20 protein-coding genes and 1 tRNA gene are annotated in these 22,816 nt (G+C 63.1%); 8 read left to right on the top strand and 13 right to left on the bottom strand.

Annotated features, from left to right (window positions below):
• Positions 1–49: 49 nt before the first annotated feature.
• Complete coding sequence (locus tag IVA96_RS23330) at positions 50–247, bottom strand: hypothetical protein (RefSeq protein WP_247419438.1); 198 nt, start codon at positions 245–247, stop codon at positions 50–52.
• Between IVA96_RS23330 and IVA96_RS23335 the strand changes: the two genes are divergently transcribed.
• The gene (locus tag IVA96_RS23335) at positions 246–482 is read left to right on the top strand and encodes a hypothetical protein (RefSeq protein WP_247279879.1); all 237 of its coding nucleotides are present in this window, start codon (positions 246–248) and stop codon (positions 480–482) included. The two genes, IVA96_RS23330 and IVA96_RS23335, sit on opposite strands and share 2 nt — an antisense overlap.
• Before the next feature lie 5 nt (positions 483–487).
• On the opposite strand, the gene IVA96_RS23340 is transcribed toward IVA96_RS23335, so the two are convergent.
• The 3 genes from IVA96_RS23340 to IVA96_RS23350 form a co-directional block, all read right to left on the bottom strand.
• A complete protein-coding gene (locus IVA96_RS23340) occupies positions 488–790 on the bottom strand; it encodes a hypothetical protein (RefSeq protein WP_247279878.1) in 303 nt (100 codons plus the stop codon).
• Positions 791–953: 163 nt separating this feature from the next.
• Positions 954–1,178 (bottom strand): hypothetical protein, encoded by a 225-nt coding sequence (locus IVA96_RS23345; RefSeq protein WP_247279877.1) that lies wholly within the window; start codon positions 1,176–1,178, stop codon positions 954–956.
• Between the two features lie 81 nt (positions 1,179–1,259).
• Positions 1,260–1,484, bottom strand: coding sequence for a hypothetical protein (locus IVA96_RS23350; protein ID WP_247279876.1), 225 nt, complete (start codon positions 1,482–1,484; stop codon positions 1,260–1,262).
• Positions 1,485–1,634: 150 nt separating this feature from the next.
• On the opposite strand from IVA96_RS23350, the gene IVA96_RS23355 reads away from it, so the two are divergent.
• Together IVA96_RS23355 and IVA96_RS23360 are read left to right on the top strand one after the other, a co-directional pair.
• On the top strand, positions 1,635–2,714 hold the full coding sequence (locus IVA96_RS23355; protein WP_247279875.1) for an AI-2E family transporter: 1,080 nt from the start codon (positions 1,635–1,637) through the stop codon (positions 2,712–2,714).
• Positions 2,715–2,859: 145 nt separating this feature from the next.
• Complete coding sequence (locus tag IVA96_RS23360) at positions 2,860–3,249, top strand: NUDIX hydrolase (protein ID WP_247279874.1); 390 nt, start codon at positions 2,860–2,862, stop codon at positions 3,247–3,249.
• A gap of 477 nt (positions 3,250–3,726) precedes the next feature.
• On the opposite strand, the gene IVA96_RS23370 is transcribed toward IVA96_RS23360, so the two are convergent.
• Positions 3,727–3,969 (bottom strand): hypothetical protein, encoded by a 243-nt coding sequence (locus tag IVA96_RS23370; protein WP_247279872.1) that lies wholly within the window; start codon positions 3,967–3,969, stop codon positions 3,727–3,729.
• Positions 3,970–4,724: 755 nt separating this feature from the next.
• Here IVA96_RS23370 and IVA96_RS23375 point away from each other — a divergent pair.
• Together IVA96_RS23375 and IVA96_RS23380 are read left to right on the top strand one after the other, a co-directional pair.
• Positions 4,725–7,832, top strand: a complete 3,108-nt coding sequence (locus IVA96_RS23375; RefSeq protein ID WP_247279871.1) for a DEAD/DEAH box helicase — start codon at positions 4,725–4,727, stop codon at positions 7,830–7,832.
• 464 nt (positions 7,833–8,296) lie between these two features.
• Positions 8,297–8,953 carry a hypothetical protein gene (locus IVA96_RS23380; protein WP_247279870.1) on the top strand — a complete coding sequence of 219 codons (657 nt, stop codon included), beginning with the start codon at positions 8,297–8,299 and terminating at the stop codon, positions 8,951–8,953.
• 1,459 nt (positions 8,954–10,412) lie between these two features.
• On the opposite strand, the gene IVA96_RS23385 is transcribed toward IVA96_RS23380, so the two are convergent.
• From IVA96_RS23385 to IVA96_RS23405, 4 genes are all read right to left on the bottom strand, one after another.
• Positions 10,413–10,769 (bottom strand): hypothetical protein, encoded by a 357-nt coding sequence (locus IVA96_RS23385; protein WP_247279869.1) that lies wholly within the window; start codon positions 10,767–10,769, stop codon positions 10,413–10,415.
• A gap of 2,009 nt (positions 10,770–12,778) precedes the next feature.
• Positions 12,779–12,854 (bottom strand) — tRNA-Lys (locus IVA96_RS23395).
• A 290-nt stretch (positions 12,855–13,144) separates the two neighbouring features.
• Entirely contained in the window at positions 13,145–15,808 is a 2,664-nt protein-coding gene (locus IVA96_RS23400; RefSeq protein WP_247275672.1) for a glycosyltransferase, read from the bottom strand.
• 216 nt (positions 15,809–16,024) lie between these two features.
• Positions 16,025–16,615, bottom strand: a complete 591-nt coding sequence (locus IVA96_RS23405; RefSeq protein WP_247275671.1) for a beta-1-3, beta-1-6-glucan biosynthesis protein — start codon at positions 16,613–16,615, stop codon at positions 16,025–16,027.
• A gap of 327 nt (positions 16,616–16,942) precedes the next feature.
• Between IVA96_RS23405 and IVA96_RS23410 the strand changes: the two genes are divergently transcribed.
• Positions 16,943–18,502, top strand: a complete 1,560-nt coding sequence (locus IVA96_RS23410) for a beta-(1-6) glucans synthase (RefSeq protein ID WP_247275670.1) — start codon at positions 16,943–16,945, stop codon at positions 18,500–18,502.
• Here the strand turns inward: IVA96_RS23410 and IVA96_RS23415 are convergent.
• Complete coding sequence (locus IVA96_RS23415; RefSeq protein WP_247275669.1) at positions 18,462–18,842, bottom strand: hypothetical protein; 381 nt, start codon at positions 18,840–18,842, stop codon at positions 18,462–18,464. The genes IVA96_RS23410 and IVA96_RS23415 overlap by 41 nt on opposite strands.
• Positions 18,843–18,982: 140 nt before the next feature.
• Between IVA96_RS23415 and IVA96_RS23420 the strand changes: the two genes are divergently transcribed.
• A complete protein-coding gene (locus IVA96_RS23420) occupies positions 18,983–19,129 on the top strand; it encodes a hypothetical protein (protein ID WP_247275668.1) in 147 nt (48 codons plus the stop codon).
• Positions 19,130–19,157: 28 nt separating this feature from the next.
• On the opposite strand, the gene IVA96_RS23425 is transcribed toward IVA96_RS23420, so the two are convergent.
• Both IVA96_RS23425 and IVA96_RS23430 read right to left on the bottom strand, forming a co-directional pair.
• Complete coding sequence (locus IVA96_RS23425; RefSeq protein WP_247419443.1) at positions 19,158–19,469, bottom strand: MgtC/SapB family protein; 312 nt, start codon at positions 19,467–19,469, stop codon at positions 19,158–19,160.
• 75 nt (positions 19,470–19,544) lie between these two features.
• A complete protein-coding gene (locus IVA96_RS23430; protein WP_247419446.1) occupies positions 19,545–20,939 on the bottom strand; it encodes a hypothetical protein in 1,395 nt (464 codons plus the stop codon).
• Between the two features lie 171 nt (positions 20,940–21,110).
• On the opposite strand from IVA96_RS23430, the gene glmU reads away from it, so the two are divergent.
• Entirely contained in the window at positions 21,111–22,478 is a 1,368-nt protein-coding gene (glmU, locus tag IVA96_RS23435) for a bifunctional UDP-N-acetylglucosamine diphosphorylase/glucosamine-1-phosphate N-acetyltransferase GlmU (RefSeq protein ID WP_247419449.1), read from the top strand.
• 6 nt (positions 22,479–22,484) lie between these two features.
• Here glmU and IVA96_RS23440 read toward each other — a convergent pair whose 3' ends face one another.
• Positions 22,485–22,703 carry a hypothetical protein gene (locus IVA96_RS23440; protein ID WP_247419452.1) on the bottom strand — a complete coding sequence of 73 codons (219 nt, stop codon included), beginning with the start codon at positions 22,701–22,703 and terminating at the stop codon, positions 22,485–22,487.
• Positions 22,704–22,816: the final 113 nt, after the last annotated feature.

The raw sequence follows: 22,816 nt of genomic DNA on the forward strand, positions 1-22,816 counted from the left end.
AAGAGCATGCACAAATCGGGGCTGGCGACATTTCAACCCGCATCCGTTTTCAAACCGGCTTGGCCGCTGGCGTGATCGCCAGCGGCTTTTTCATACCGCGCATCGCGAAATCATCTGATGGTAATACGTTATCAACCAGCTTGGCGTATCGACGAATCCGTCGCGGATTTGTATTGCGTACCGCGACCGAGAATGTTCCGCCGGCGTAGGTGCGCCGCGCCGGCCTTTTCGCCGGGACCAATCTCATGCCGAGCGCGATTGAGCAGATCGTCGACATCTATGTCCGACTGAAGAACCGACGCGGCCTCGACGAGCTGATGATGCACAGGCAGCGGCTCGCGGTCGATCTGAAGAGCAGGTCGGGCTATGATTTCAGCCTGCCCATCGGTCAGATCGACGAGGAGATCGCAACCATCGAAGCGGGCCTCAGCCGGCTGAAGGCGGGCGATTCCAACACGGCCGGCACCAGCCAGCCGACCTGACCCGTTCAGTCGCGCCGGCCGCCGTCGATCACCGTGAATAGCGGCCGCGCCGGAGTCGGCTCGACCAGAAGCTCTTCCACCAGTGCGGTCGCCGCATCGACATATTTGCGCGTCGGCTTGTCGAGCGGACGCTTGGCCTCGTCATCGAGTGCGACTTTTGCGGCCTCGACCAGCTTGCGCATGCGCACCGCATGATCATCGCCCGCCGTCAGCGTCGCGCGTGCCAGCGAACGCAGCACGAACAGCTCGCCCTCGAGGCGGAGCAGACGGTCGTTGAGCCTGGTGAGGACGGCGTTGAGGTCGGCCATGGCGGATGTTCGGCGCGGAGGATCTGTCCTGATCTAACGGCGATCAGTGAACGGAGTCCAAACACCCTTGGCGCAATTCGGTCGATACCCGGCTACGAATTTCGCTGCCGCTGTGTCCAGGCACGATCGTTCGATCGGTCAGGGAACGCGGCGGCTCAGCCGATCATCCAGCTCCGGCCCAGCGCCGTCCGAACAGCGGCGGTTTCGACTTCACCGCTTCCCAGCCGAAGAAGTGATGCTTGCCCGACCAGCTATGCACCACGCTGCTACAGATGCTGCATTTGAAGCTGCCGGCATGCGCGTCATCATGTTCCTCCCTTGTCGCGGCGTAGGTCATGCTGCAACCCCGGCAGGTGAATTCTTCGATCGTCCAGATGCTATTGGCCATTGCACAGAATGTCTTTGAGGACCTCAACCCACGGTAGCCACGGGCTTTTGCAGCGGCGTAAACTGGCCCAGGGAAATCCGGTTAACGGACGTTAGCCAAGCCAGGCCGCAAGTCCCGATCAATGCGCATCTGCACGCGTCTGATGGCGAGCAGCGGCAGCTTGCCTTGCACGCGCCCGGAGCGCACCCTGTCGCCGATCGCATAGGCATAGCGCCAGTAGCCCGGCGCGGCATTCCGCTTCAGCGAATAGTGGACGCCGCGGTGAATCCCCGCATGTGCATCAGGCTCTCTGGGACCGGCCGTCATCGTCCTCAAAATGCCGGTAGGTCCGATGCGTTCCTAGTCAGCGGATGTTGCGGGAACCGGTCGCCTTGACGCCCGGCTTGTTGCTGGCAATAACGGCTAGGCCGCGCAAGCGCCGCAAGTTGCGTTCATGTCGCAAGGAAGGCATTAGCCGTGAAAAGTCTCCGTCAGCTCCTGACGGGTGAGGATATCATCCAGCTCGTGATCCGGCTCGGCCTGCTCGCCCTGCTGATCATCTGGACCTTCCTGATCATCCGCCCGTTCGTGCCGATCCTGGCCTGGAGCGGCGTGCTCGCGGTCGCGTTCTATCCGGCCTTCAGCTTGGTCGCCAAGATCCTCGGCGGCAGGCCGAAAACCGCGGCAGCGATCCTGACCCTGATCACGCTCGGCATCGTCATCGGCCCTGCGACCTGGCTCGGCCTCAGCGCCGTGGACGGTGTGCGGGAGCTGGCGCACCAGCTCGGCACCGGCGATCTGGCGCTCCAATCGGCGCCGGAGCAGCTCAAATCGTGGCCGCTGGTCGGTCCGTGGCTCTATGACCTCTGGGACCAGGCCTACACCAACATCCGCGCAGTGCTGCGCGAGGTGGCGCCTTATCTCCAGCCGCTGGCGGGACCGCTGTTGTCGCTCGCGGGTGATGCGGGCCTCGGCACGGTCCAATTCCTACTGTCGGTGTTCGTTGCCGGCTTCCTGTTTCCGCACGGCCCGCAGCTGGTTGCAGCCGGCCGCAGCTTCCTGTTTCGCATCGTACCCGAACAGAGCGAGCATTTCCTGGAGCTCGCGGGCGCGACCATCCGCGCCGTAGCGCAAGGCGTGATCGGCGTCGCAGTGGTGCAGGCGCTGCTCGCCGGCTTCGGCTTCAAGCTCGCAGCCGTGCCCAGCGCCGGCCTTCTCGCCTTCATTGTGCTGCTGCTCTCGATCGTGCAGATCGGCGCCTTCCTCGTGCTGCTGCCGGTGATCATCTGGATCTGGACCGCCAAGGACGTCACCACGGCGCTGCTGCTCACCGTGTTTCTCGTCCTGGTCGGCTTCATCGATACCATGCTGAAGCCGCTCGTCATGGGGCGCGGCCTGACCACGCCGACCATCGTGATCTTCGTCGGCGTAATCGGCGGCACGCTCGCCCATGGTATCGTCGGCCTGTTCATCGGTCCGATCATCCTGTCGGTGGCGTGGGAGATGATGATGGCCTGGATCAGGACCGAGGACAGGACGGAGGCGGGCAAGGGCTGACCTTGCGCTCGCCGGTGCGACCGGCCCGCCGTGTCGCACCAGGAGCCAACGGCTCCGCGGCCTCTGATCAAGATGCGTCCCGAACTTGTCTATCCGACTAGACAAGTTACGATCTGGACGATTCTGGTCTCGATCTACGGCAGTGATGGCGAAGTCTTCCAAGCTGGTTGCCGCCAGGCGCGGCAAGGTATTGTTGGTCAGACGCCGGTCGGACGGCCTCTGGATGTTCCCGGGCGGGCGCAAGCGCGCGCGCGAATCCGAGAAGGACTGCCTGCGGCGGGAGATCAAGGAGGAGCTGCCCAAGCTGAAGCTCGGCCGGATCAGTCTCTGGAAGGAAGTGAAGGCCAGGAACAAGCGCTCCGGCCGCAAGATGAGCGACGCAATCTTCATCGCCAAGGACGCCAAGGGCAGGCTGGCGATTGGTGACAAGAAGGAGATCGACCGCGCCGCCTGGCAGAAGCCCCGCGGCATCCGCCTGACGCCGACCTCACGCTACATCCGCGACCGCCTGTTTCCGAGAAAGTCGCGGCGGTGAGCTAATCCTCTCGCCCCGCAGGTCGTGTCCGCGCGGCGGATGACCTCGACCGGGCTGCTCGCGACTCCGGCGCAGCGAGCCTGATCACATCGGCCTCGCGTTGCTCCTTGCGAGCCTTGCGCGCATTGCGCATCGCGCGCTTGATGAAGGGGTGTTGGGAGTCCTCTGCGAAGAACAGCACCACCTCGCAGCTCGGACATTGCCTGGAATAGCCGTCCTGCAACCGGCCGGCGCGATCGCGAAACACATCCTTGCAGCGTGTGCACTGAATCTGGACGAAATTCATGCGCGATCAACTATTGAAAATGGATGTTCAGGTGATCTCAAAGGTCTGAAGAAAGCCTGAAGCGCCTTCGGGAGTCGGTCGACGGGCTTTGTCGCAGCCGATGCGGGTAAGTGGGCCGGTGCTCGCAGAATGCGCGCAGCCGTCATCGCGCCGCCGCAGCGGCCCCGACCGATCAATTGGCTCGATCAGCGCTATTGCTTGGCCGCCATAGTGTCCAGACAACGGTTGAGATAGGCGGTGCGATCCCTCGGCAGCACCTTCTCGAGATCCGCCTTCATCGCGCATTCGCGCTGCCGCAGCTGCTCGGCCCGGCGCTTCTCGGCCGCCTCCCGATATTCGGGGGCGACCTTGCTTGGGTCGACCAGCGCCTGTGAGCGTGCAGGAGCCGTCGCAAGCAGTGCGATGGCCGCAATGAAGAAAATGAATGGTTTCAAAATGCGCCTCCGTAAAAGCGGGCATCCTAGCTCGCGCTGTGTGGGCGCTCAAATCCGAAGATGCGGTACTCCGATCCGGAGCAGTTGGGCGTTGAATGCACGGTCCGCGCCGATCGATATCTAGCCCGCCGCTTTGGAACGACTCCGCCTGCCGAGCGTAGAATCCAGGCTCTCGGCCCATCCCCAACCCCAAAAGCCCCGGGCCTGAGAGAAAACCTTTCCCCACAAAGGTTGGCGACCTCGGTTTCCCCGAGGTCGTTTGATTTGGATGCCGCAAGGGGTGTGAACCAGTTCACAAACGCCCGGCGGAATCGCTGCTATGAGGACGTCATTGCTTAACCGATTCATTTTGAACGAAACGCCCCAGCGTGGCTCCAAGCGCTGGGGTTTTTTCGTGCCTGCTGGATCCGTGGAGCGTTCTCCATCGCATTGACTTTCGCATCGAGAGCAGGGTCCGCATTTACGCGTCGGAACGGAGCCAGTTCCGATCTGCTGGGCGAACAACGGCCAAATTGCCGGGATCACGATGATGCCCCCGACGTTGCCCATGAGCGTGCGTTCGCGGGGCAAATCCCATATGCATAGCGGCAAGCAGCCGAATCGAGATGCGAGCGGCTCGCGTGCAGTTGCCGGCGGTTGACGATCAGAGACGGATTCAAGTGAGGCTTTCCAGAAACGCGCGGGCGACTAAAAAGTCGCCTAAGAAGAGCAAGCGGGCGCAGCGCGCAACGATCTCGTCTTCCTCGCCCCTCGGTATGATGGCTCTGCATCTGCTGGCACAATGGAAGCAGTCCGGACGCAGCGGTCTGGTTTTTCTTGCCGAGAGCGAGAACCGGGCGGAGCGGCTGGGCAGCGTCATCCACGCGCTCGACCCTTCCTGCGAGGTGCTGGTGTTTCCGCGATTGAACACCTTGCCGTTCGATCAGTTGGAGCCGTCCCACGAACTCGCGGGGCGCAGAGCCTCGGTCCTGAGGCGCCTCGCAAGATCCAAGAAGCCGCTCTTTCTGGTTTCAACGGCGGAAGCCGTGATGGAGCGCCTGCCGCCGCCGGCTAACCTGTCGCGCTTGAGCGTGAGCTTGAAGGTGGGCGGCGCGTTTTCCGAGCAGGACCTCGAGGCGCGCCTCCAATCCCTGGGATACGATCTCGAGGACGAGCCCGACTATCCGGGCGGGGCGCTGTTTCACGGCCAGACCTTCGAGATATTTCCCGCAGGCGCGCTGGGACCATTCCGGATCGAGCATTCGGATCGCGCGATCAGGCGGATCGTGGCGTTCGATCCGAAAGAGCACGACATCATATTCGAGACCAGCGAACTTCTGGTCGATCCCATGTCGGAGCGCCTTGGCTTTGCCGGCAAGCGCGGCAAGCGCGCGAGCCTGTTCGACTATTGCGGGCGTGCCAAATGGATCGCCGATGCAGGGGTCCCATTGCACGCCGGCGCCTGGCTGAGCACGATCGAGGAAGCCGCGCCACGTGCGGAGCGGGAGCGCGAATATCTGGGCCGAGGTGACTGGAAACGGCTCGCCAAGGGCATGAAGGTGTTGCCGCGGGCGGCGCCGTTCCAGACCACGCCGGAGTTTTCGAAGCTGACATCCGCAAGGAAAGCACTTCGGGCCTTCGTCGAGGAAACGCGGCGGGCCGGTTCGCGCCTGATCCTCGTCGCCGCGCAGGAGGACGATCTACGCGTGATGGAGCGGATGAGCGGCGTCAGGGCGCAGCGCTGCGAGGACTGGGACGAGGCGACGAGTGGGCGCAACGGCGAGACGGCGCTGCTGGCCGATCTCGATGCCGGCTTCGTCCTGCCGGGGAAAAAGCCTCTTGCCGTCGTCACGGCATCCGACGTGCTCGGCAGCCGGGCGCATCATCCCCAGCCGATGGCACGCGCCTGGAGTGCAGCCTTCGATCATCCGGACGTGCCGGAGCAGGGCACGGTGGTCGTCCATCTCCAGCGTGGCCTTGCCGTGCTCGATGGCTTGCAGACGGTGAACACGGGCGGTGGCGCAATGCGAGAGATGATCCGCCTCAAGTTCGCGGGCGACAATGCGGTGCTCGTACCGCCGCCCGATCTCGCTTTGATGTGGCCTTACGCAACCGAACTCGGCAAGCTGGCGCTCGACAAGGCCGATGGCAGCACGTGGTGGGCGCGCCGCACCGAGGCCGAGCGCGAAATCCAGCTTGCAGGCAAGGTGCTGGCCAAGCACATCAGCCAGCGCCGCCGGCGGCGCGCCGAAAAGCTGGTTCCGCCGGGATCGGCCTACGAGAAATTCGTGGCGCGCTTCCCGTATTTCACCACGAGCGACCAGGCCAAGGCGATCGCCGACGTGCTGGACGATCTCGCGTCCGGTCACCCGATGGACCGTGTGATCTGCGGCGATGTCGGCTTTGGCAAGACCGAGGTGGCGCTGCGCGCGGCGGCCGCCGTGGTGCTGTCGGGCAAGCAAGTGGCGATCGCGGTGCCGACGACGGTGCTGGCCCGGCAGCATGTCGCGACGTTCCAGAAGCGCTTTGCCCCGTTCGGCATCGAGGTCGGCAACCTGTCGCGCGCGACGTCAGGCGCTGAGCTGCGCGAGACCAGGGAGGGACTGCGCAGCGGCCGGATCAAGGTCGTGATCGGCACGCAGGCGCTCACCGGCAAGGACGTGAAGTTCGATGATCTCGGCCTCGTCATCATCGACGAGGAGCAGCATTTTGGTGCCGCCGAAAAAGCAAAGCTCTCCGGCCTCGCCAAGAATGTACATGTGCTCATGATGAGCGCGACGCCGATCCCGCGGACGCTGGCCGCCGGTCTTGCCGGTTTTCGCGATCTCAGCGTGATCGCTTCGCCACCGGTTCATCGGCTGCCGGTCGCAACCAGAATCGCACCGCTGTCGGATGCTGCCATCGCCAACGCATTGCTGCGCGAGCAGCGGCGCCACGGCCAGAGCTTTCTGATCTGTCCGCGCATTCAGGATCTCGATCCCATGCTGGCGCGGGTGCAGGCGGTGGCGCCGGACCTCCGCATCGTGTGTCTGCACGGCAGGCTGGCGGCCGACGAGATCGACGACCGCATGATGAGCTTCGTCGAGGGCAGGGCCGACGTCCTGCTCGCGACCAACATCGTCGAGAGCGGCCTCGACATTCCCCGTGCGAACACCATCGTGGTGTGCTGGCCGGAGAAGTTCGGCCTTGCGCAGCTGCACCAGCTGCGCGGGCGGGTCGGCCGCAGCGGCATCCGCGCCTTCGCCCATTTGCTGACGGAGACGGAGTCCGGGCAATCCGAGAAGCGCCTGGCAGTGCTCGAGGAGTTCAGTCGGCCCGGCGCCGGCTTTGCCATCAGCGAGCGCGACCTCGATCTGCGAGGCGCGGGAGACCTGTTCTCGGAGCAGCAATCCGGCCACGTGCAGGTGTTCGGGCCCGTGCTCTACAGTCACCTGCTGAAAATGGCCTCGGAGAAGGTCGACGAGGGGCGGGCCCCGGTGTGGGTGCCCGACCTCAATTTGCCGGTCGGGGACATGCTTCCCGACAGCTACGTGCAGTCCGAGCCGGTGCGGCTCGAGCTCTACGCGCGTGCAGCACGATGCAATGACGAAGACGACCTCGACGACCTCGAGGAGGAAACGTCGCGCCGCTTCGGCCCCTTGCCGAATGTCGCGCGCGACTTCTTCGGCGCAGCTCGGCTCAGGATCGAATGCAAGCGCAGAGGCATCATCCGCCTCGACGTCGGCCCCGGGGCGGTCGCCGCGACATTCCTGCCCGGGCGCTTGCGGAAGTCGCGGGGAAAGTCGCTGCAGCGCGACGGCGATCGCGTCGTCTATTACAGCCCGATGCGCGATGCGCCATTCGAGCGGGTTGAGGAGTTGTTCGAGGTGCTGGACGAGGGGTAAGGGCGCTTGCGCCTTCGTCAGCACGGGCACCGGAAGCAGGGCAGGCACGCGGTCTGTCGGCGTCGTCCTTCGACCGCAGCTTGACGTCATCTTCAGCGGTACCCGAGCAGAGTTGCTGGATGAAGGTTGAGGCGCTGCCAAAACTGCGAAAACAACCCCATGCACAGTAGCTAAGTGCCGCCGGCACAACGTCTTCTGCATTGGACGCAAAGGTCATTTGACGCGTCGGGCAAAACAGTGGCATTCTGCCATCTTCGGAAAATCCGCCGCGAAGCACTTTGGTCATTCCTCGCACACACCCCGTATTCAGCCGGAGTGGCTGAGCCTGTCAGCCGCCCAAGCCGCTAACGTGGAATTAATCCGAAAAGCCCACAATTTTAGGCACTTGTGTATGGGTGCTGCGTAAAGGAGGCGTCGCGAGGACGTTCCGGGAGCGGCTTCCTTTTGCTCGCTCATTGGGGTCAATGCACGTGACCATGACTTTCGAAACGCAAGGCTTCGTCGAAGAGCTCGACCCTGCAGCACTGGCAGCGGCAGTCGCCGCACCCGCAGTCCCAGAAGCTCCAGGGCCGGTCAAGCGGTCCAGCCGCAAGTCGGTCCTGGCACTGTCGGTGTGTGCCTTGGCCATCAACGGCGCGGCCGCCATCTATACGTTGCCCTCTGAGTTTCCGTCGCTGAATGTCGGCAGCTTGGCTGAACTGCTTCCGCGCCAGGAAGCTTCGGCGCCAAAAGCCGATTCGGTTGTCGCTGCTCTGAAGGACATTCAATCGGCCCAACAGCTACAGACTGCCTTGCTGAAGGAGAACAATGATTCCGTGCAGCAAAATGCAGCTTTGCTGCAGCAGGATTCGATGGTGCTGCTTTCTCTGCGACAGAGCATCACGGACGAACGGGTCGATGTGAGGAAGATATCTTCGCAGCTTTCCACGCTGATCGCGAAGGTCGACTCGCTGCAAAGTGCAATGATATCGGACATAACCTCCTCCATTCCAAGAGGGCACGCCCGCAATCGACTGGCGATGCGCAAACGGATGGTTCGGGAAGCGAAGCCTGTCGGGCCTGTTTCGGTTGGAGGAGCTCCGCTGAGTACGCCGGCCACGCCGCCGGCTCCGGAAAGCTGAAGCATTTTATTCAGCAACCTGAGCGGCGAACGCAGGGTGCTTTGGGTCTTGGGTGGCTCACCCTCTGACTTCTTCTGAAATTGGATATTGCACTTCTTTGCGATTGGAGCGCGAGCGGTGGCTAGCGCAACAGCCATCAGTTGCTTGACCTCGACCTCCAGCCGTATTCCTGATGCGGAATGGTGGCGGTGATGTCGGCCTCTTTGTCCGCTGAGAGGCGCCAGGCTGCCACCCCGAAGCACAAGGTCAAAATCAGGGCTGTCGCAAGCAGAAGCATCGAGACGAAATGGCTCACGCGCGTCCACCACAGTTTGAAACTACAGAGAGCGAACACGAGACACCGATTCGGAAAATACAGACGCGCTGACCTAAAGCCTGGTTTCCACAGCTAGTCATACCGGGCCAAAGGCGCTCACGATCCCGATCGTGATCGGGACCAACGCGACGATTGTCCATAAGGCGGGCGAGCTGGAGGATAGGCCGGCGAAAAAGATCAAGAGACCGAAGCCAACGAGGGCCGCCGAGATAGCATAGGCGAGTGCTTTTTCCATCATTCGATCCACAAGGAATACGGGATGGATTGCGCCTCTAGGACTCGTTGCCGGTCGAAACGTTCCTATGCCCGAATATCTGGATCAAGCGGTGCATCAGCATCTTTGATCCGTTGACGGGACGCATTGGCAGGTCAGCCGCCCACAGGGATGCTCGTCCTCCGCGGCTGACCCGCGAGATGTGGGCCTTGGAAAGCCCTCGATCAAAGCAACCATCTTCGAAACGTCAGAGAATTTGATCCGGAGTCCACCCGTGCGATTTTGTCCGGTCTCGCTATCCAACAGCGGGAGCGCGCAAGGGCCCTCAGCGACATCGCCAGACTCAGGAAAGAGGCATCCGCCGAGATCGAACGGTTGATCGCCTTCCTGGACGCCTCCGATCCCTATGTCGTGACCGAGCTTGAGCAAGGGGTTGATGATGGGCCCTGCGATACCGACGAATTGGAGGTCAGCGAGGGGGATGACGAGGACGTCCCTTGGAAGCCTCGACCACCACCACAGCCAAGAGCAATGGGCGGGCGGCGGTAGCACCGACCTGGAGGAAGACCCTACCGAGTCCGGGATTGCTGACTGGGAGGGTTTGCTAGAGCAGATTGGTATGCGGGATTGGACCGGGACGGTGATGGCATGAAACCAGCATGGAGGCGTGGCACCGCCGGCAAGCAGTCGGCCTGGCAAGCTAGGTGCCGGAAAACGTTGATAACGCTCGGCTGGTGCTTCAGGCGGTGCAAGAGCTGGTAGAGACCTTCCTGATGCAGGAACCAGCCGCGCCACTACCCGCGAATGTGGTCTCTCTGCGGGATCTTCCCTGCGCTTAGGCGGGCGGTAGTCTCAAAAAGATACGCCGCCGGGCTCGAAATACATTGTCCCGGCGGCGCCCTGTTTCAAACTGGGTCCAGCAATCCCAGTCATCCGAATATGAGCAATGCTTGTGCCAAGAGGCCCGCCGGAGCTTCCGCGTGACTCGGGGTCTGACGGCACGTCGTTAAAACAAACGCTGCCGTGCTGCAGTGCCACTCGCTACCAAGTGCACCACTTGAGACGGGATGCGGAGCTGCCATGGCGAACAGAAGAGTCGCGCCGGCGAAGGAATTTACGATCACCAGCGTGCGCGCTTTACGAGACAAGGCATTGATGAAAGCTGACATAGCCGAATCCCCATTGGTCCATTGGGAGAGGCTAGGCCGGGTTTGTTTCTGGATGGCTTCGCGGCGCTGAAAAATGGTTTCGTCGCGGGAATAGGCGGGAATAAGTGGCAAGGTCAAGAATGGTCTCATTTGGTCACTGCAGTCACTCCTTGACCCCCGACTGCTGGGAATGTTTAGGGAAATGGCGACTTCAGCGCGCCCACCGCGCATTGGGAGTCAATCTCGGTAGACGGGATGCGCCTATGACCGCCGCTCAGCCTGCCGACGTCAGGTGCCCCAAGTGCAAGCAGCCGACCCGGCTTGTGGAGCGGCTTTGGCGCCTCGAAACCTCCAGCTACGTCCGCGTTTTCAAATGCCAGTGCGGGGACTGGGACGATTAGGCCGCCTCAGTTGGCGGCCCGCCGGGTTCACGCTGGCGGACATCTTTTTAGTTTGTGCACACTAGTCACCATTAAACGCAGTGATTATTCTGGCACGATATCTCGCGTATTTTAAATTATTTTAATGGGTTGAGGGATGATGAGTACCTTTGATCAAGTTGTTTTCCATCGCGCCATTTCACTGCAGAAGCGATTTGCATTTCTCGAAGGTCAGATGGCCGAATTGGCTAACCTGCGGAATCGACTGGCGCACGCTGAGTTGCGGCGCTTTCGGTTGAGGGCGAGCCGGTCGGCTTTCAAGAAGGTGGCCCGAGGCCGCACCTGTAGATAACCTTTCCTCTCAACCTACACAGAATTGCCAGGCTCCCGCTTCTAAGCCCAAGCTATGGGAACGCGTGGGTCGGGTGATTCATGGAGCGGAAGCCGTTTGAAAGCATGTCTCTCGAAGAACTGTGGCAACTGCACACGGTCGTCAATGATATTCTCGCGAAGCGGCTAGTGGCGAAGAAAGAAGAGCTCGAACGACGACTGGAGCTGCTTAACCGAGAATACAAGGCTCCGCATTAAGCCGCCTCAGTGGCCCGCCGGTTCGGGGGCCGCTTTGTTCTCGTTTCTGGCACTGGCCTGTTTCCGACATTACTGGCCCGGTTTGATTTCGCAGGGGCCTCATTTTGAGTTCTGTATCGTTTGATACTTTGCTGACCAACGTGCCTTGCTAGTCTTTCCCAAACAGAGGGGGCAAGCATGGACCGGCTAAAGCACGCGCGGGGGCAGTTTGAGGCTCCGATCTGCCCTAATTGCCAGATCGGCATGAGGTGGTTTCGATCCGAGTTGGTGCGAGACAATCCGCCGTCGATACTCGCTCACCTCTTTGTCTGCCCTAATTGCAAGCGCGCTCAGCGCCAGGACCGCGAGATCTCGCCAGTTTGCGTTTCTCCCGGAAAGCTAGCGAGTCCGCGCCTTCGTGTAGTCGGCGAAAATAAGTAAGGCCGCCTCAGTTGGCCGCCTGTTTCGCCTGACACGCGGCGCACGATCAAGGGCGACGCATAGGCTTACTACTGGAGAATCGGCCCCGGCTTCAGGGGGCTTTTGGGGTAGGCCGGGGCCGCTCCGCCAGCTCGGCAGGGAGCCGGCAAGACTCTCAAGCTCCATATGGCGGCCTTGTTCCTCAGGAATCGACGCGACGCCCCCGGATCGCGAGCCGGGGATTGCCTCCCTCAAAGTCGGGCTGGACGTCGGCGCCGCGGCTTCCGCACCCCCTGACAGACGAACCGCGCTTCGATATCAGACAGTCGCACCTCATCAGCCCAACGATCCGCATCCAAAGCAACGTGACGCCCGCAATGGCAATAGGCCAACACGCCGCGAACACCCATCGCGCGCATTGCACCGAAGGTGATCTTCAGTGGCCTGCCGTCTGAGTGAGTAGGCGTGTGGCGTTTTGGGTGAGGCATTGCGCATCCAAACGCACTGCTCGCGAGAGTCAAATCGTCGAACGGTAGCGTTTCGAAAGGTGAGCTAACCACTTTCTGTGGTGGGTGTGGACAACGGCATCGGCTTCTTGCTGTCGGGCGCTATCCTCAGCGCGAGGCGAGCAACGATCGAGCCCCAAAAAATGGCGAGCCCGACAACAACGAAAATTTCCGCTGTCATTGTTGCACCTGCCGAGTGTGCACATTGTGTGCAGACAGCAAAAAGTCTCTCAACCTGAGAGGCCGAATATGGTCGTAAGTGATTGTTTTTGCTTGGTGAGCGCGCTGGGGCTCGAACCCAGGACCCCGTGATTAAAAGTCACGTGCTCTACCGGCTGAGCTACGCGCTCCCATGGCCGCTGATGGCTTGAAAGAGATCGCCATCGTGTTCGGTCATTTCGAGAAGCATGTCTTGCCGCCGCGCTCTACTTGCGTTGCGGGGAAAACCGGCTGTTTCCGGATCATGCTGTCGGCCCGCGCTGTGTAGGGGGAGTGGCTGCGGAGGTCAATAGTGCGGATGGCTGCCGAAGATCGCGGCAGGAGCGGCAATTCGTGCGCTGCTTCCGTTGGTTAGGTCAGGAATTTCAACCTGATTGGCGGGCCATCATCCACGCCGAAAGCGAGGATGGCCTGCCATCCGTCAGTTCGCCTCCCGCCGGACCTCGCTCGGCACCGGTTGCGGCGTGCCGCCCGGGTGGGGCAGCGCCACTGGGCGCAGGCCGATCAGCTCGGCGGTGCGGATCGCGCTGTCGCGCCAGAATTGGAACGAGTTGATGCGGCTGAGTTCGAGGATGGCAATCGCGACCGCGGCGAGGAACGGCAGGCTCTGGAGCACAAGGACGCCGGCGAAGATGTAGATCTCGGTGATCTGCCTAAAACTGTTCGAGGCGATCAGGACGCCGGCGCCGATCACCAGCAGAGTGCCGATCACGGCCTCCCAGAACGCCTGGAACTCGATCGACATCCGCGACAGGCCGCCTTTCGAGGTGCGGGCGAACGCGATGTGCTCGGTGATGAGGCCCTGCGCGACCGCACGCGACACCGTCCATTGCACGCTCATCGCCGCGATCATGGCGCCCAGCATCTGGCCAGGCTTGATCGCGACGCGGGCGCGGTACATCGACAGGAAGTGCGCCAGCGAGACAATGAAGGCGCCGATGATCGGCAGCGTCAGGATCTTGTCGGGGATGGCGATGTCGGCAAAGGCGACGATCGGCACCCAGACAAGATTGAGCAGCGCCACGACCACGCCGAGGCTTTCTGCGCCAAGCCAGTTCAGCCAGCCGAGGCCATATTCGCGCTTCTGGTCGGGCGTAAGCCGGCTCCTGCCGGGCAGGAAGAAGCGCCAGTGCTTCTTGACGATCTGGAGGCCGCCATAGGCCCAGCGGTGACGCTGCTTCTTGAAGGCTTCGTAGGTGTCGGGAAGCAGGCCCTGGCCGTAGCGATGGTTGGTGTAGTGGGTGGTCCAGCCGAGCTCCTGGATCGCCAGGCCGAGATCGGAATCCTCGCAGATCGTATCTGACGACCAGCCCCCCGCCATGTCCATCGCGGCGCGGCGGATCAGGCACATCGTGCCGTGCACGATGATGGCGTTGGCTTCGTTGCGCTGGACCATGCCGATGTCGAAGAAGCCGGCATATTCGCCGTTCATGATGTAGTGCATGATCGACAGGTTGCCGTCACGATGCTCCTGCGGCGCCTGCACGAGGCCGACGCGCGGATCGGCGAAAGCCGGCACGAGGTCCTTCAGCCAGTCGGGATCGACGACATAGTCGGCATCGAGGATGCCGATGATCTCGGCATCCGCCGCGGTGCGGTCCATCGCGATGCGCAGCGCGCCGGCCTTGAAGCCCTGCACCTTCTCGGCATTGATGAACTTGAAGCGTTCACCGAGCGCGCGGCAATGATCCTGGATCGGCTGCCAGAAGGCGGGATCCGGCGTGTTGTTGATGATGACGACGCATTCGTAGTTCGGATAGTTCAGCCGCGACAGCGCATCCAGCGTCTGCTTGAGCATCTCGACCGGCTCGAAATAAGCGGGGATGTGGATCGAGACTTTCGGGTAGTAATTCTCGGGCACGTTCTCGACCGGCTTGCTCTTGGTGAGCAGCCGCTGCGGACGCCGGCCGAACGCGACGGCCGCGATCTCGTCAATACGCGCCATCGCGATGAGGACGAGCGGAACGAGCAGGATCATGCCCAGCGTCAGCGCGAAGGCCGAGCCGAAGACGAAGTAATGGCTGTTCCAGAACGCGAACACCGTGGCGGCCCAGGCGCCGACGCCGTTGGCTGCCGCCGACAGCAGGAAGGCCTGCTTGGCGGTCGCTTTCTCGATGCGCAGGATCGGCAGCGACAAGAGGGTGCCGACCAGCAGCGCGATGCCCATCAGCTTCCAATAATCGGGGTTCTCGACCGGACCGGTCCAGGCGAATTTCGGCTCGCCGCTGGCGTTGAGGATGCCCCAATAGGGACCGACGCCGCCTTCGTAGAACTTCCAGGGCCGATCGATGGCTTCGACGATGTTGTAGTCCATGCCCATCGCTTCGGCGCGGCTGACGAAATTGCGTAAGGTCAGGGCCTGCTTGAATGGACCGGGGTCGGCATTGCGCAAGTTGTAGCCCGCGCTCGGCCAGCCGAACTCGGCAATCACGATGCGCTTGCCGGGAAACAACTTGCGCAGAAGTTCGTAACGATCGACCGCCTGATCCACAGCCTGGTCAGAGCGGAAGTTTTCCCAATAGGGCAGCACGTGAGCGGCGATGAAGTCGACGCTGGAGGCGAGGTCCGGAAAATCGCGCCAGATGTTCCAGATCTCGCCGGTGGTGACGGGAACGCGGACCGCGCTCTTGACCTTCTTGATCTTCTCGATGAGGTCCTCGACCTTCTGCTCGCCGCGGAAGATCACCTCGTTGCCGACCACGATGCCGATCACGTTGCTGTTCTTGCGGGCGAGCTCGATGGCGGCCTTGATCTCCCGCTCGTTGCGATCCTCGTCCTTGTCGATCCAGGCGCCTACGGTGACCTTGAGGCCGAACTCGGCGGCGATCGGCGGCACCAGCTCGCTGCCCTCCGTCGCGGTGTAGGACCGGATCGCTCGCGTGAGGGTCGAGAGCTTCTTCATGTCCGCGCGAATCTTGTCGGGGTCGACGTTGATGTCGACGACGTGTCCCGGTTCGAACGGCGTATAGGACAGACTCGGCACCAAGCCCTTGAAATCGGGCGCGGGTTCCTTGTCGCGGAGGACTCCCCACAGTCCCGCATGGAGCGCAGACACAAGCAACAGAACGGCGGCGACAACGCGCATCGCGGCTAACCAAAAGGGGCTGAGGTGGCAGGGAAGCGGATCCGACCCCGAGATCCGACCGAGTCCGCGGCAAAGGGAGCATACCTCTGCTGCGCGGTTTCACAACTGTCATGGCCTCATGTCCTTATGAGGGCATGGCCTTTTTCGAACGACGCGCGGCAGTGCCAACCGTGTCTTGGCCGATCGTTCCTGAACGACAGCTGAAACGACGCTTGGCTATTTCTGGGGCGCGGGCGTCGGGCTTGCCGCAGGCGAGGGGCTTGCGGCTGGCTGGGCGGCCTGCGCATTGCCCGGCGTCGGCGCTGGGGTTTGCGAGGCGCTCGCCGCCGCCTGCTGCGGCTGGGACGCCGGGTTGATCCAGCAAGCGTGCACGCGGCTATCCAGGGTCTCGGCGACCTTGGGATCGATTTGCCCGCCGAAGCGGGTCAGGCAGCGGAACGCAGCCTGGATGTGGCCGCCGGGGCAGCCGAAACGGTCGTAGAGGTCGAGATGGCGGAATGCAGTATCGAGATCATCCCGCCACATCAGCCGCACCACGCGCCGGCCAAGCCAGACGCATTCGGGATTGCCGGCGGGGCCGTTGATGACCTGGGCCGCTTCCGCGAATTCGTCGGTGCGGCGCTGGTTCTGGGCAGCGTCCTTGGCCGCGTCCGCGGGCTGGGCCGCGGCCTTCTGGTCGGGGGCGGGCGTGCCGCTCTGGGCGGAGGCGCCACCGAGGCCGGCGAGAACGAGAAGGGAGGAGACGGCCAAGGTGGCGGCGAACTGCCGCAGGACCGCATTTCGTAACTCGAACACCCGTTGCCGCATGAATTCCCCAATGTATCTGCTGGTCGTCCGCGTCAGGATCCCGCAGACGCGTCGGTGATGGCGTCCAAATGGGTCTCCAATGCGGCGGAAAAGTCTTTCCGAGTCCATGACCTGTATTTGGAATTTTGTCCAGCAAAGTCACAATCCTAGGCCCCGGTCGAACGGCCGCAGCCAGATTCCTGGGAGCAGCGGATCCACACCCGGGCGCACCCCCTTGGCAGACGGCGTGCAAGCAGGTAATCGACGGACCCTTCGCGGAGGACGGAACCGATTTCTCTTCGTACGCCACTGGCGCTTCTGCTCGTTTCACTGGGTGCGATTGCTGCCGTGTGGTGGTGGTTGGCGACGCCAATCACGCTCGCGCGCGCGCCGATCGATCCCGCCGAGAAGGTCCAATGCGTCTCCTACGCGCCGTTCCGCGGCGAGCAGTCGCCGCTGGAGACGTGGACCCATATCGAGGCGGACCAGATCGAGCAGGACCTGCGCCAGCTCAAGGAGATCACTGACTGCGTCCGCACCTATTCGATGGAGAACGGGCTCGACCAGGTGCCGGCGATCGCCGCCAAGGTCGGCGGCCTGAAAGTGCTCCAGGGCATCTGGCTCTCCAGCAACCGCACCAAGAATTTCGAGCAGGCCGCGCTCGCGGTTCGCCTCACCAAGGAATTTCCTTCCATCATCACCACGGTCATCGTTGGCAACGAGGTGCTGCTTCGCGGCGAGATGACGACGGCGGACCTCGTCTCCATCATCCGCTCGGTCAAGGCGCAGGTTAGCGTGCCCGTCACCTATGCGGACGTCTGGGAGTACTGGCTGAAGAATCGCGAGGTCTATGACGCCGTCGACTTCGTCACGATCCACATCCTGCCCTATTGGGAGGATTTCCCGGTGAAGGCGAAATTCGCCAGCGCCCATGTCGAGTCGATCCGCGAACGCATGGCGGTGGCGTTTCCGGGCAAGGAGATCCTGATCGGCGAAACCGGCTGGCCGAGCGAGGGACGTATGCGCGACGGCGCGCTGCCGTCGCGCACCAACCAGGCGCGGGTGGTTTCCGAGATCCTGAGCCTTGCGAAGGCACAGAAGTTCCGTGTCAACCTGATCGAGTCCTACGACCAGCCGTGGAAGCGCAAGCTGGAAGGCACCGTCGGTGGCTATTGGGGCCTGTATGATTCGGTGCGCCGCGGCCTGAAGTATCCGCCGGGCGAGCCGATCAGCAATTTCCCGTACTGGAAATGGTACATGGGCGCGGGCATGGGCCTCAGCGTGCTGGTGTTCGCGGTTGCCGGTCTCACGCTGCGCCGGCGGCCGTGGACGCCGCGCTTCTCGGCCTGGCTCGGCGTCGGCATCTCGGCGACGACGGCGGGCATCCTGCTCGGCATCGGCGCCGATAAGATGTATTACGAGAGCTACGGCATCGGCGGCTGGCTGCTCTGGGGCGCGCTGCTCCTCGCCGGCATCCTGTCGCCGATCTTCTGCGCGCAGGCGATGGTGATCGGCCGCAGCCTTCCCACCTTCCTCGATCTGCTCGGCCCGCGCGAGGGCCGGAAATGGTCCAAGCTCACCGCCGTGCTCGGCCTGACGCTGGCCGTGGCCGCGGTGATCGCGGCGCAGACCGCGCTCGGCTTCGTGTTCGACCCGCGCTACAAGGATTTTCCCTACGCCGCGCTGACGATGGCCGTGGTGCCATTTGCGCTGCTGATGCTGAACCGGCCGCAGATCGGCCAGCGTCCGATCGCGGAGGCGGTGTTCGCGGGCCTGCTGGCGCTGTCGGCCGTCTATGTGCTGTTCAACGAGGGCCGCGACAATTGGCAGTCGCTGTGGACCTGCGCGATCTACCTCTTGTTCGCGCTCACGCTGTGGCGGGCGCGGGCCGAGCAAATCCAAGAATGAACAGGCCAATCGCAAGGCCCGACAGCACGACATTGTAGAGCACGATGCCGAGGCCGGCGGCGATGACGCCGACGGTGAGCAGCACGATCGACGGCCGCATCAGGTTCAGCGTCGCAACCACCAGCGCGACGATCCCGAACACCGAATTCTTGAACAGCACCGTCGAGACCGAGCGCGCCTTGCAGAGCAGCGTCTGAAGGCCGGCATCGCAGGCGAGCGCGACTTGCGACAGTTCGATCGCGAGGTAGCGCAGATAAAGCGCATAGCCGACGGAGGCGAAGCCGACGACGATCAGGAACTGCACCTGGTAGGGCGTGAGGCGGAAGGGCTTTTTTGTCATGGCGGCAATATGGTCGGGATGGCACCGGCAGGCAACAGGGCAGGCGAAGTTTCTGCTGACCGCATCCCCCAGGAACACAAGAGGGGCGGGCTGGTTCTGATGTTGTGACGCCTAACGCATGATGTCTTCGAGGAGTGAGCATGGACAAGCCAACCCAGGAGCAGCTGAAAGAGCTCAAGAGGCTGAGCAAGGAAGCGCGGGTCGACGATTGGTCCGAGGTCGTACAGTCCAAGGATGAAGCGGAGATGCGTATTCGCGATCTGAAGGAAAAGGCGCGCATCGAATAGTGATTGCCTGCGCGGAGATCCATCAAGGTCAATTTTGCGCCTTTCGGCTCTGTTCTGAGGGACGGCGCTCGTATTTCTCGGCCAATGCGAGCAGCCCCTTAACGCGGAGCCGAGGGCCCAGCGCCAGGGTCCGCATTCCCATCGGCTTGTCGTTCATATCGCGGTCAATGCCGATCAGCAGACCTGTTCCCGCCGCGACGAGAAGCCTCAGCACGTCATCCAGTTCATCAAAGCACGCGAGTTTCGGATGGGCGACTCCTGAAGCGGCGTTGGACGAGCGCGAACTTGCTGCGAAAGAGCGTCTCAGGTCCAAGCGTCCGATGGTCGCATGCGCGCGCAACGCCGGATTTCATCGCTGATCTTGCGGCGAGTCCGCGCGCCGCCCCCGACAAAGCGCCCGCGAATGTTTTGGCGCCTATCGCCTGAAGAACGAGGACAGCGTCGATCCTGCAGACGTTGACGCCGCCTCCGGCTTCGGCGGCGCGGGCTGCGCCGCAGGTGGGGGTGCAGGCGGCGGCTCCTCGCGCTTCGAGCGTTTCGAGGAATAGTTGCGCCGGCGCTTGTCCGGCTTTGCAATTGGCGCGGGCGCCGAGGCGCTCTCGGCCTGCGGCACCGCCTCTTGGCTCTTCTCGGCGTTCTTGTCTTGAACCCTGTCTTGAGTCTTCTCCGGCCCCTTTTCTTGAGCCCTCTCTTGACCGCCGCGCATCGATAGGCGCTGGCCGTCGAACACGGTGGTCTCGCAGTGGCGGTCGTTCTCGGTCAGGCCGGCGCACAGTTTTGCGGCGGCGGCGGCGTTGATCAGGGGCCCGGCACCCAAACGGAGCTGCATGCCGAGGCCCGCGGCGCCCTCCTTGATCATGATGATCGGCCGCAACGCTCCAACTTCCGGATGGGATTTGGTCACGCCGCGCCAGAGCGTGCGCAGGCCATCGATCGAGTTGGCACCGCCGAGGTCGATGGCAAAGCGCGTCTGCTGGACTGCGATCGCGGGCGCTTCGGTCTCGGCTGCTTCCGGGGGCTTCGTTGCTGTCGCGACGACCTCGGTTGGAGTAGGAGCCGGCTCGGGCTTCTTCTCGGCGGCCTTCTCGGCTGCCTCAGGTTGAATCAGTTTCGACGCGGCTGTATCCGGCGGCGCCATGATCGACTTGGACGGCACCAGCGGAATGGTCGGCAGCGCCGAAGTCATGGCCGGTGACTGCTGCACGAGCGAAGCGGCGGCCGCCGTCTGCGGCGGCGGGCTCGACGGCTCCTTCGCAGTCTCCTTCGGCGTATCCTTCTGGGTATCCTTCTGGGTATCCTTGGCGGCTTCGGTGCGCGGCTTCTCGCTCGCCGGAGCTGGCGTCGAGACTACCGGCGCGACGCTGGGAGCTGCGGTCGCTGGCGCGACATCCTGCGGCTTGGCGCCTTGCGGCGGCGTGGCTTTCTGCTTGGCGATGGCACCGGTGACGGAATCGAGACCCTGCTCGAGCACCGTGACGCGTGAATAGAGCCGGTCGCGGTCGCTGTTCAGCGTCTCGATGGCGGCGGCGAGGCGGCGTGCCTCGTTCTGGCTGTCCTTGGTCAGCATTTGGAGCCGGTCGGCCTGGCGTGCGAGGTCAGCGGAGGCGATTTGGTCACGGCGCCAGCCAATATGGGCCTGGTTGGCCACCACCGCGATGACGACGGCCCCGACGGCCGCGACGCCCCACGAGCCCAGCCGCCACATCATGCGGCGGTCGAACGCGCTTTCCTCGGCCAAAAGTCCGGAGAACAGCCCGCCGGTCTCCTTGGTGTCGAAGGCATCCGCCAGTGGGTCGGAATCCTTTGCCATGAACGTTAAGTGCCCAGCCCTGTCTGGCTTCCCCGAATCAATCAGGGAACATTAACAGGAAAAGCGTGCCGCACTTGAATTCCGGGCGTTTGCGGGGGTAGCAAGGCGAGAGCATCTGGGCGGCCTGCCGTCCGCCGCACCATTGATCCGGCCGTATCTGACAGGATTCCGATGACCGCCCGTTCCAGCCTTACGATCGTGCTCGCCGCCGGCGAAGGCACGCGCATGCAATCGAGCCTGCCGAAGGTGCTGCATCCCGTCGCGCATCAGACGCTGCTCGCCCATGTGCTCGCCGCCGCACCAAAGGGAACCGGCACATCGCTCGCCGTCGTGATCGGTCCCGATCACCAGGCCGTCGCGGAGGAGGCGAGGCGCAGCCGCCCCGACGCACTCACCTTCGTGCAAGCCGACCGGCTCGGCACCGCGCATGCGGTGCTGGCGGCCCGCGAGGCGATCGCGCGGGGGGTGGACGATCTCTTGATCGCGTTCGGCGACACGCCGCTGATCTCGGCCGAAACCTTCGCACGGCTGCGCGAACCGCTCGCCAGGGGCGCGGCCATCGCCGCGCTCGGTTTTCGCGCCGCCGATCCCACCGGCTATGGCCGCTTCATCGTCGAGGGCGACCGCCTGGTCGCGATCCGCGAACAGCCCGACGCCAGCGAAGCGGAGCGCAAGATTGATCTCTGCAACGCCGGCGTGATGGCGATCGACGGTCGCCGCGCGCTCGAAATCCTCGGGCAGGTCGGCAATGCCAATTCCAAGAGCGAATATTATCTGACGGACGCAATCGGCATCGTCCGCGACAAGGGATGGGAGTCCGTGGTGATCGAGACCAGTGAAGACGAGGTGCGCGGCATCAACACCAAGGCGCAGCTCGCCGAAGCGGAAGGCGTGATGCAGGCGCGCTTACGCAAAGCGGCGATGGAGGCCGGCGTCACGCTGATCGCGCCGGAGACGGTGTACCTGTCCGCCGACACCGTATTCGGCAAGGACGTCACCATCGAGCCGTTCGTGGTAATCGGCCCGAGCATCTCGATTGCCGACGGCGCGGTGATCCATTCCTTCTCGCACATCGTGCAGAGTTCGATTGGCAAGAACGCGTCTGTCGGTCCGTTCGCGCGCATGAGGCCGGGCAGCTCGCTCGGCGAAGGCGCCAAAATCGGCAACTTCGTGGAGACCAAGGCCGCGACTCTCGAGGCGGGAGCGAAAGCCAATCATCTCGCCTACATCGGTGATGCGATCGTCGGCGCCAAGTCCAACATCGGCGCCGGCACCATCACCTGCAACTATGACGGCTTTGGGAAGCACAAGACGGTGATCGGGCAGGGCGCCTTCGTCGGCACCAACTCCTCGCTGGTCGCGCCCGTGAAAATCGGCAACGGCGCCTATATCGGCTCCGGCTCGGTGATCACCCGCGATGTGCCCGACGATGCGATGGCGCTGGAGCGCAACCAGCAGACCATCCGGGAAGGGGGCGCGGTGCGTTATCGCGAGATGAAGACCGGCGGCAAGACTCCCGAAAAGAAGCCGGAGAAGTGAGCGAGGCTATTCGTCGTCGGCAAATTCGGAGAAGATGGCGCGGGTCAGGCGCCAGCCGCGCGGCTTGGCGCGCTTGGCCGGCTCGCCTTCGGGATGCTTGATGAAAAGCGGCTTGTTCTCCTTGCCGCGCAGGGGCGGCGGCCAATGCGCAAGGTGCGTGCCCGAGGTCTCGCTGGCGCGCAGATAGATCGACGACAGGCCTTTGCGGTCGGATGAGCTTCTCATGGCCGTCTCTCCCGGGCGGGAATCGTTGGTCAAACATGTTGACAGTGAGTTAACGTGCGAGGTTAAAGGCCGGCCAAATCGACGCAGGCGGGGCTCGGTGTGATCGGTGCTGT

Origin of the sequence: Bradyrhizobium sp. 159 (assembly GCF_023073795.1) — a bacterium.
In the GTDB taxonomy this organism is placed as follows: Bacteria; Pseudomonadota; Alphaproteobacteria; order Rhizobiales; family Xanthobacteraceae; genus Bradyrhizobium.

Excerpts from the sequence above, each read along its gene's own strand:
- IVA96_RS23440 (WP_247419452.1), bottom strand. The coding sequence starts at position 22,703 with ATGAGAAGCTCATCCGACCGCAAAGGCCTGTCGTCGATCTATCTGCGC.
- IVA96_RS23400 (WP_247275672.1), bottom strand. The coding sequence starts at position 15,808 with ATGCGCGTTGTCGCCGCCGTTCTGTTGCTTGTGTCTGCGCTCCATGCG.
- glmU (WP_247419449.1), top strand. The coding sequence starts at position 21,111 with ATGACCGCCCGTTCCAGCCTTACGATCGTGCTCGCCGCCGGCGAAGGC.
- IVA96_RS23330 (WP_247419438.1), bottom strand. The coding sequence starts at position 247 with ATGAGATTGGTCCCGGCGAAAAGGCCGGCGCGGCGCACCTACGCCGGC.
- IVA96_RS23350 (WP_247279876.1), bottom strand. The coding sequence starts at position 1,484 with ATGACGGCCGGTCCCAGAGAGCCTGATGCACATGCGGGGATTCACCGC.
- IVA96_RS23335 (WP_247279879.1), top strand. The coding sequence starts at position 246 with ATGCCGAGCGCGATTGAGCAGATCGTCGACATCTATGTCCGACTGAAG.
- IVA96_RS23405 (WP_247275671.1), bottom strand. The coding sequence starts at position 16,615 with ATGCGGCAACGGGTGTTCGAGTTACGAAATGCGGTCCTGCGGCAGTTC.
- IVA96_RS23375 (WP_247279871.1), top strand. The coding sequence starts at position 4,725 with ATGATGGCTCTGCATCTGCTGGCACAATGGAAGCAGTCCGGACGCAGC.
- IVA96_RS23360 (WP_247279874.1), top strand. The coding sequence starts at position 2,860 with ATGGCGAAGTCTTCCAAGCTGGTTGCCGCCAGGCGCGGCAAGGTATTG.
- IVA96_RS23380 (WP_247279870.1), top strand. The coding sequence starts at position 8,297 with ATGCACGTGACCATGACTTTCGAAACGCAAGGCTTCGTCGAAGAGCTC.
- IVA96_RS23340 (WP_247279878.1), bottom strand. The coding sequence starts at position 790 with ATGGCCGACCTCAACGCCGTCCTCACCAGGCTCAACGACCGTCTGCTC.
- IVA96_RS23420 (WP_247275668.1), top strand. The coding sequence starts at position 18,983 with ATGGACAAGCCAACCCAGGAGCAGCTGAAAGAGCTCAAGAGGCTGAGC.
- IVA96_RS23345 (WP_247279877.1), bottom strand. The coding sequence starts at position 1,178 with ATGGCCAATAGCATCTGGACGATCGAAGAATTCACCTGCCGGGGTTGC.
- IVA96_RS23415 (WP_247275669.1), bottom strand. The coding sequence starts at position 18,842 with ATGACAAAAAAGCCCTTCCGCCTCACGCCCTACCAGGTGCAGTTCCTG.
- IVA96_RS23430 (WP_247419446.1), bottom strand. The coding sequence starts at position 20,939 with ATGGCAAAGGATTCCGACCCACTGGCGGATGCCTTCGACACCAAGGAG.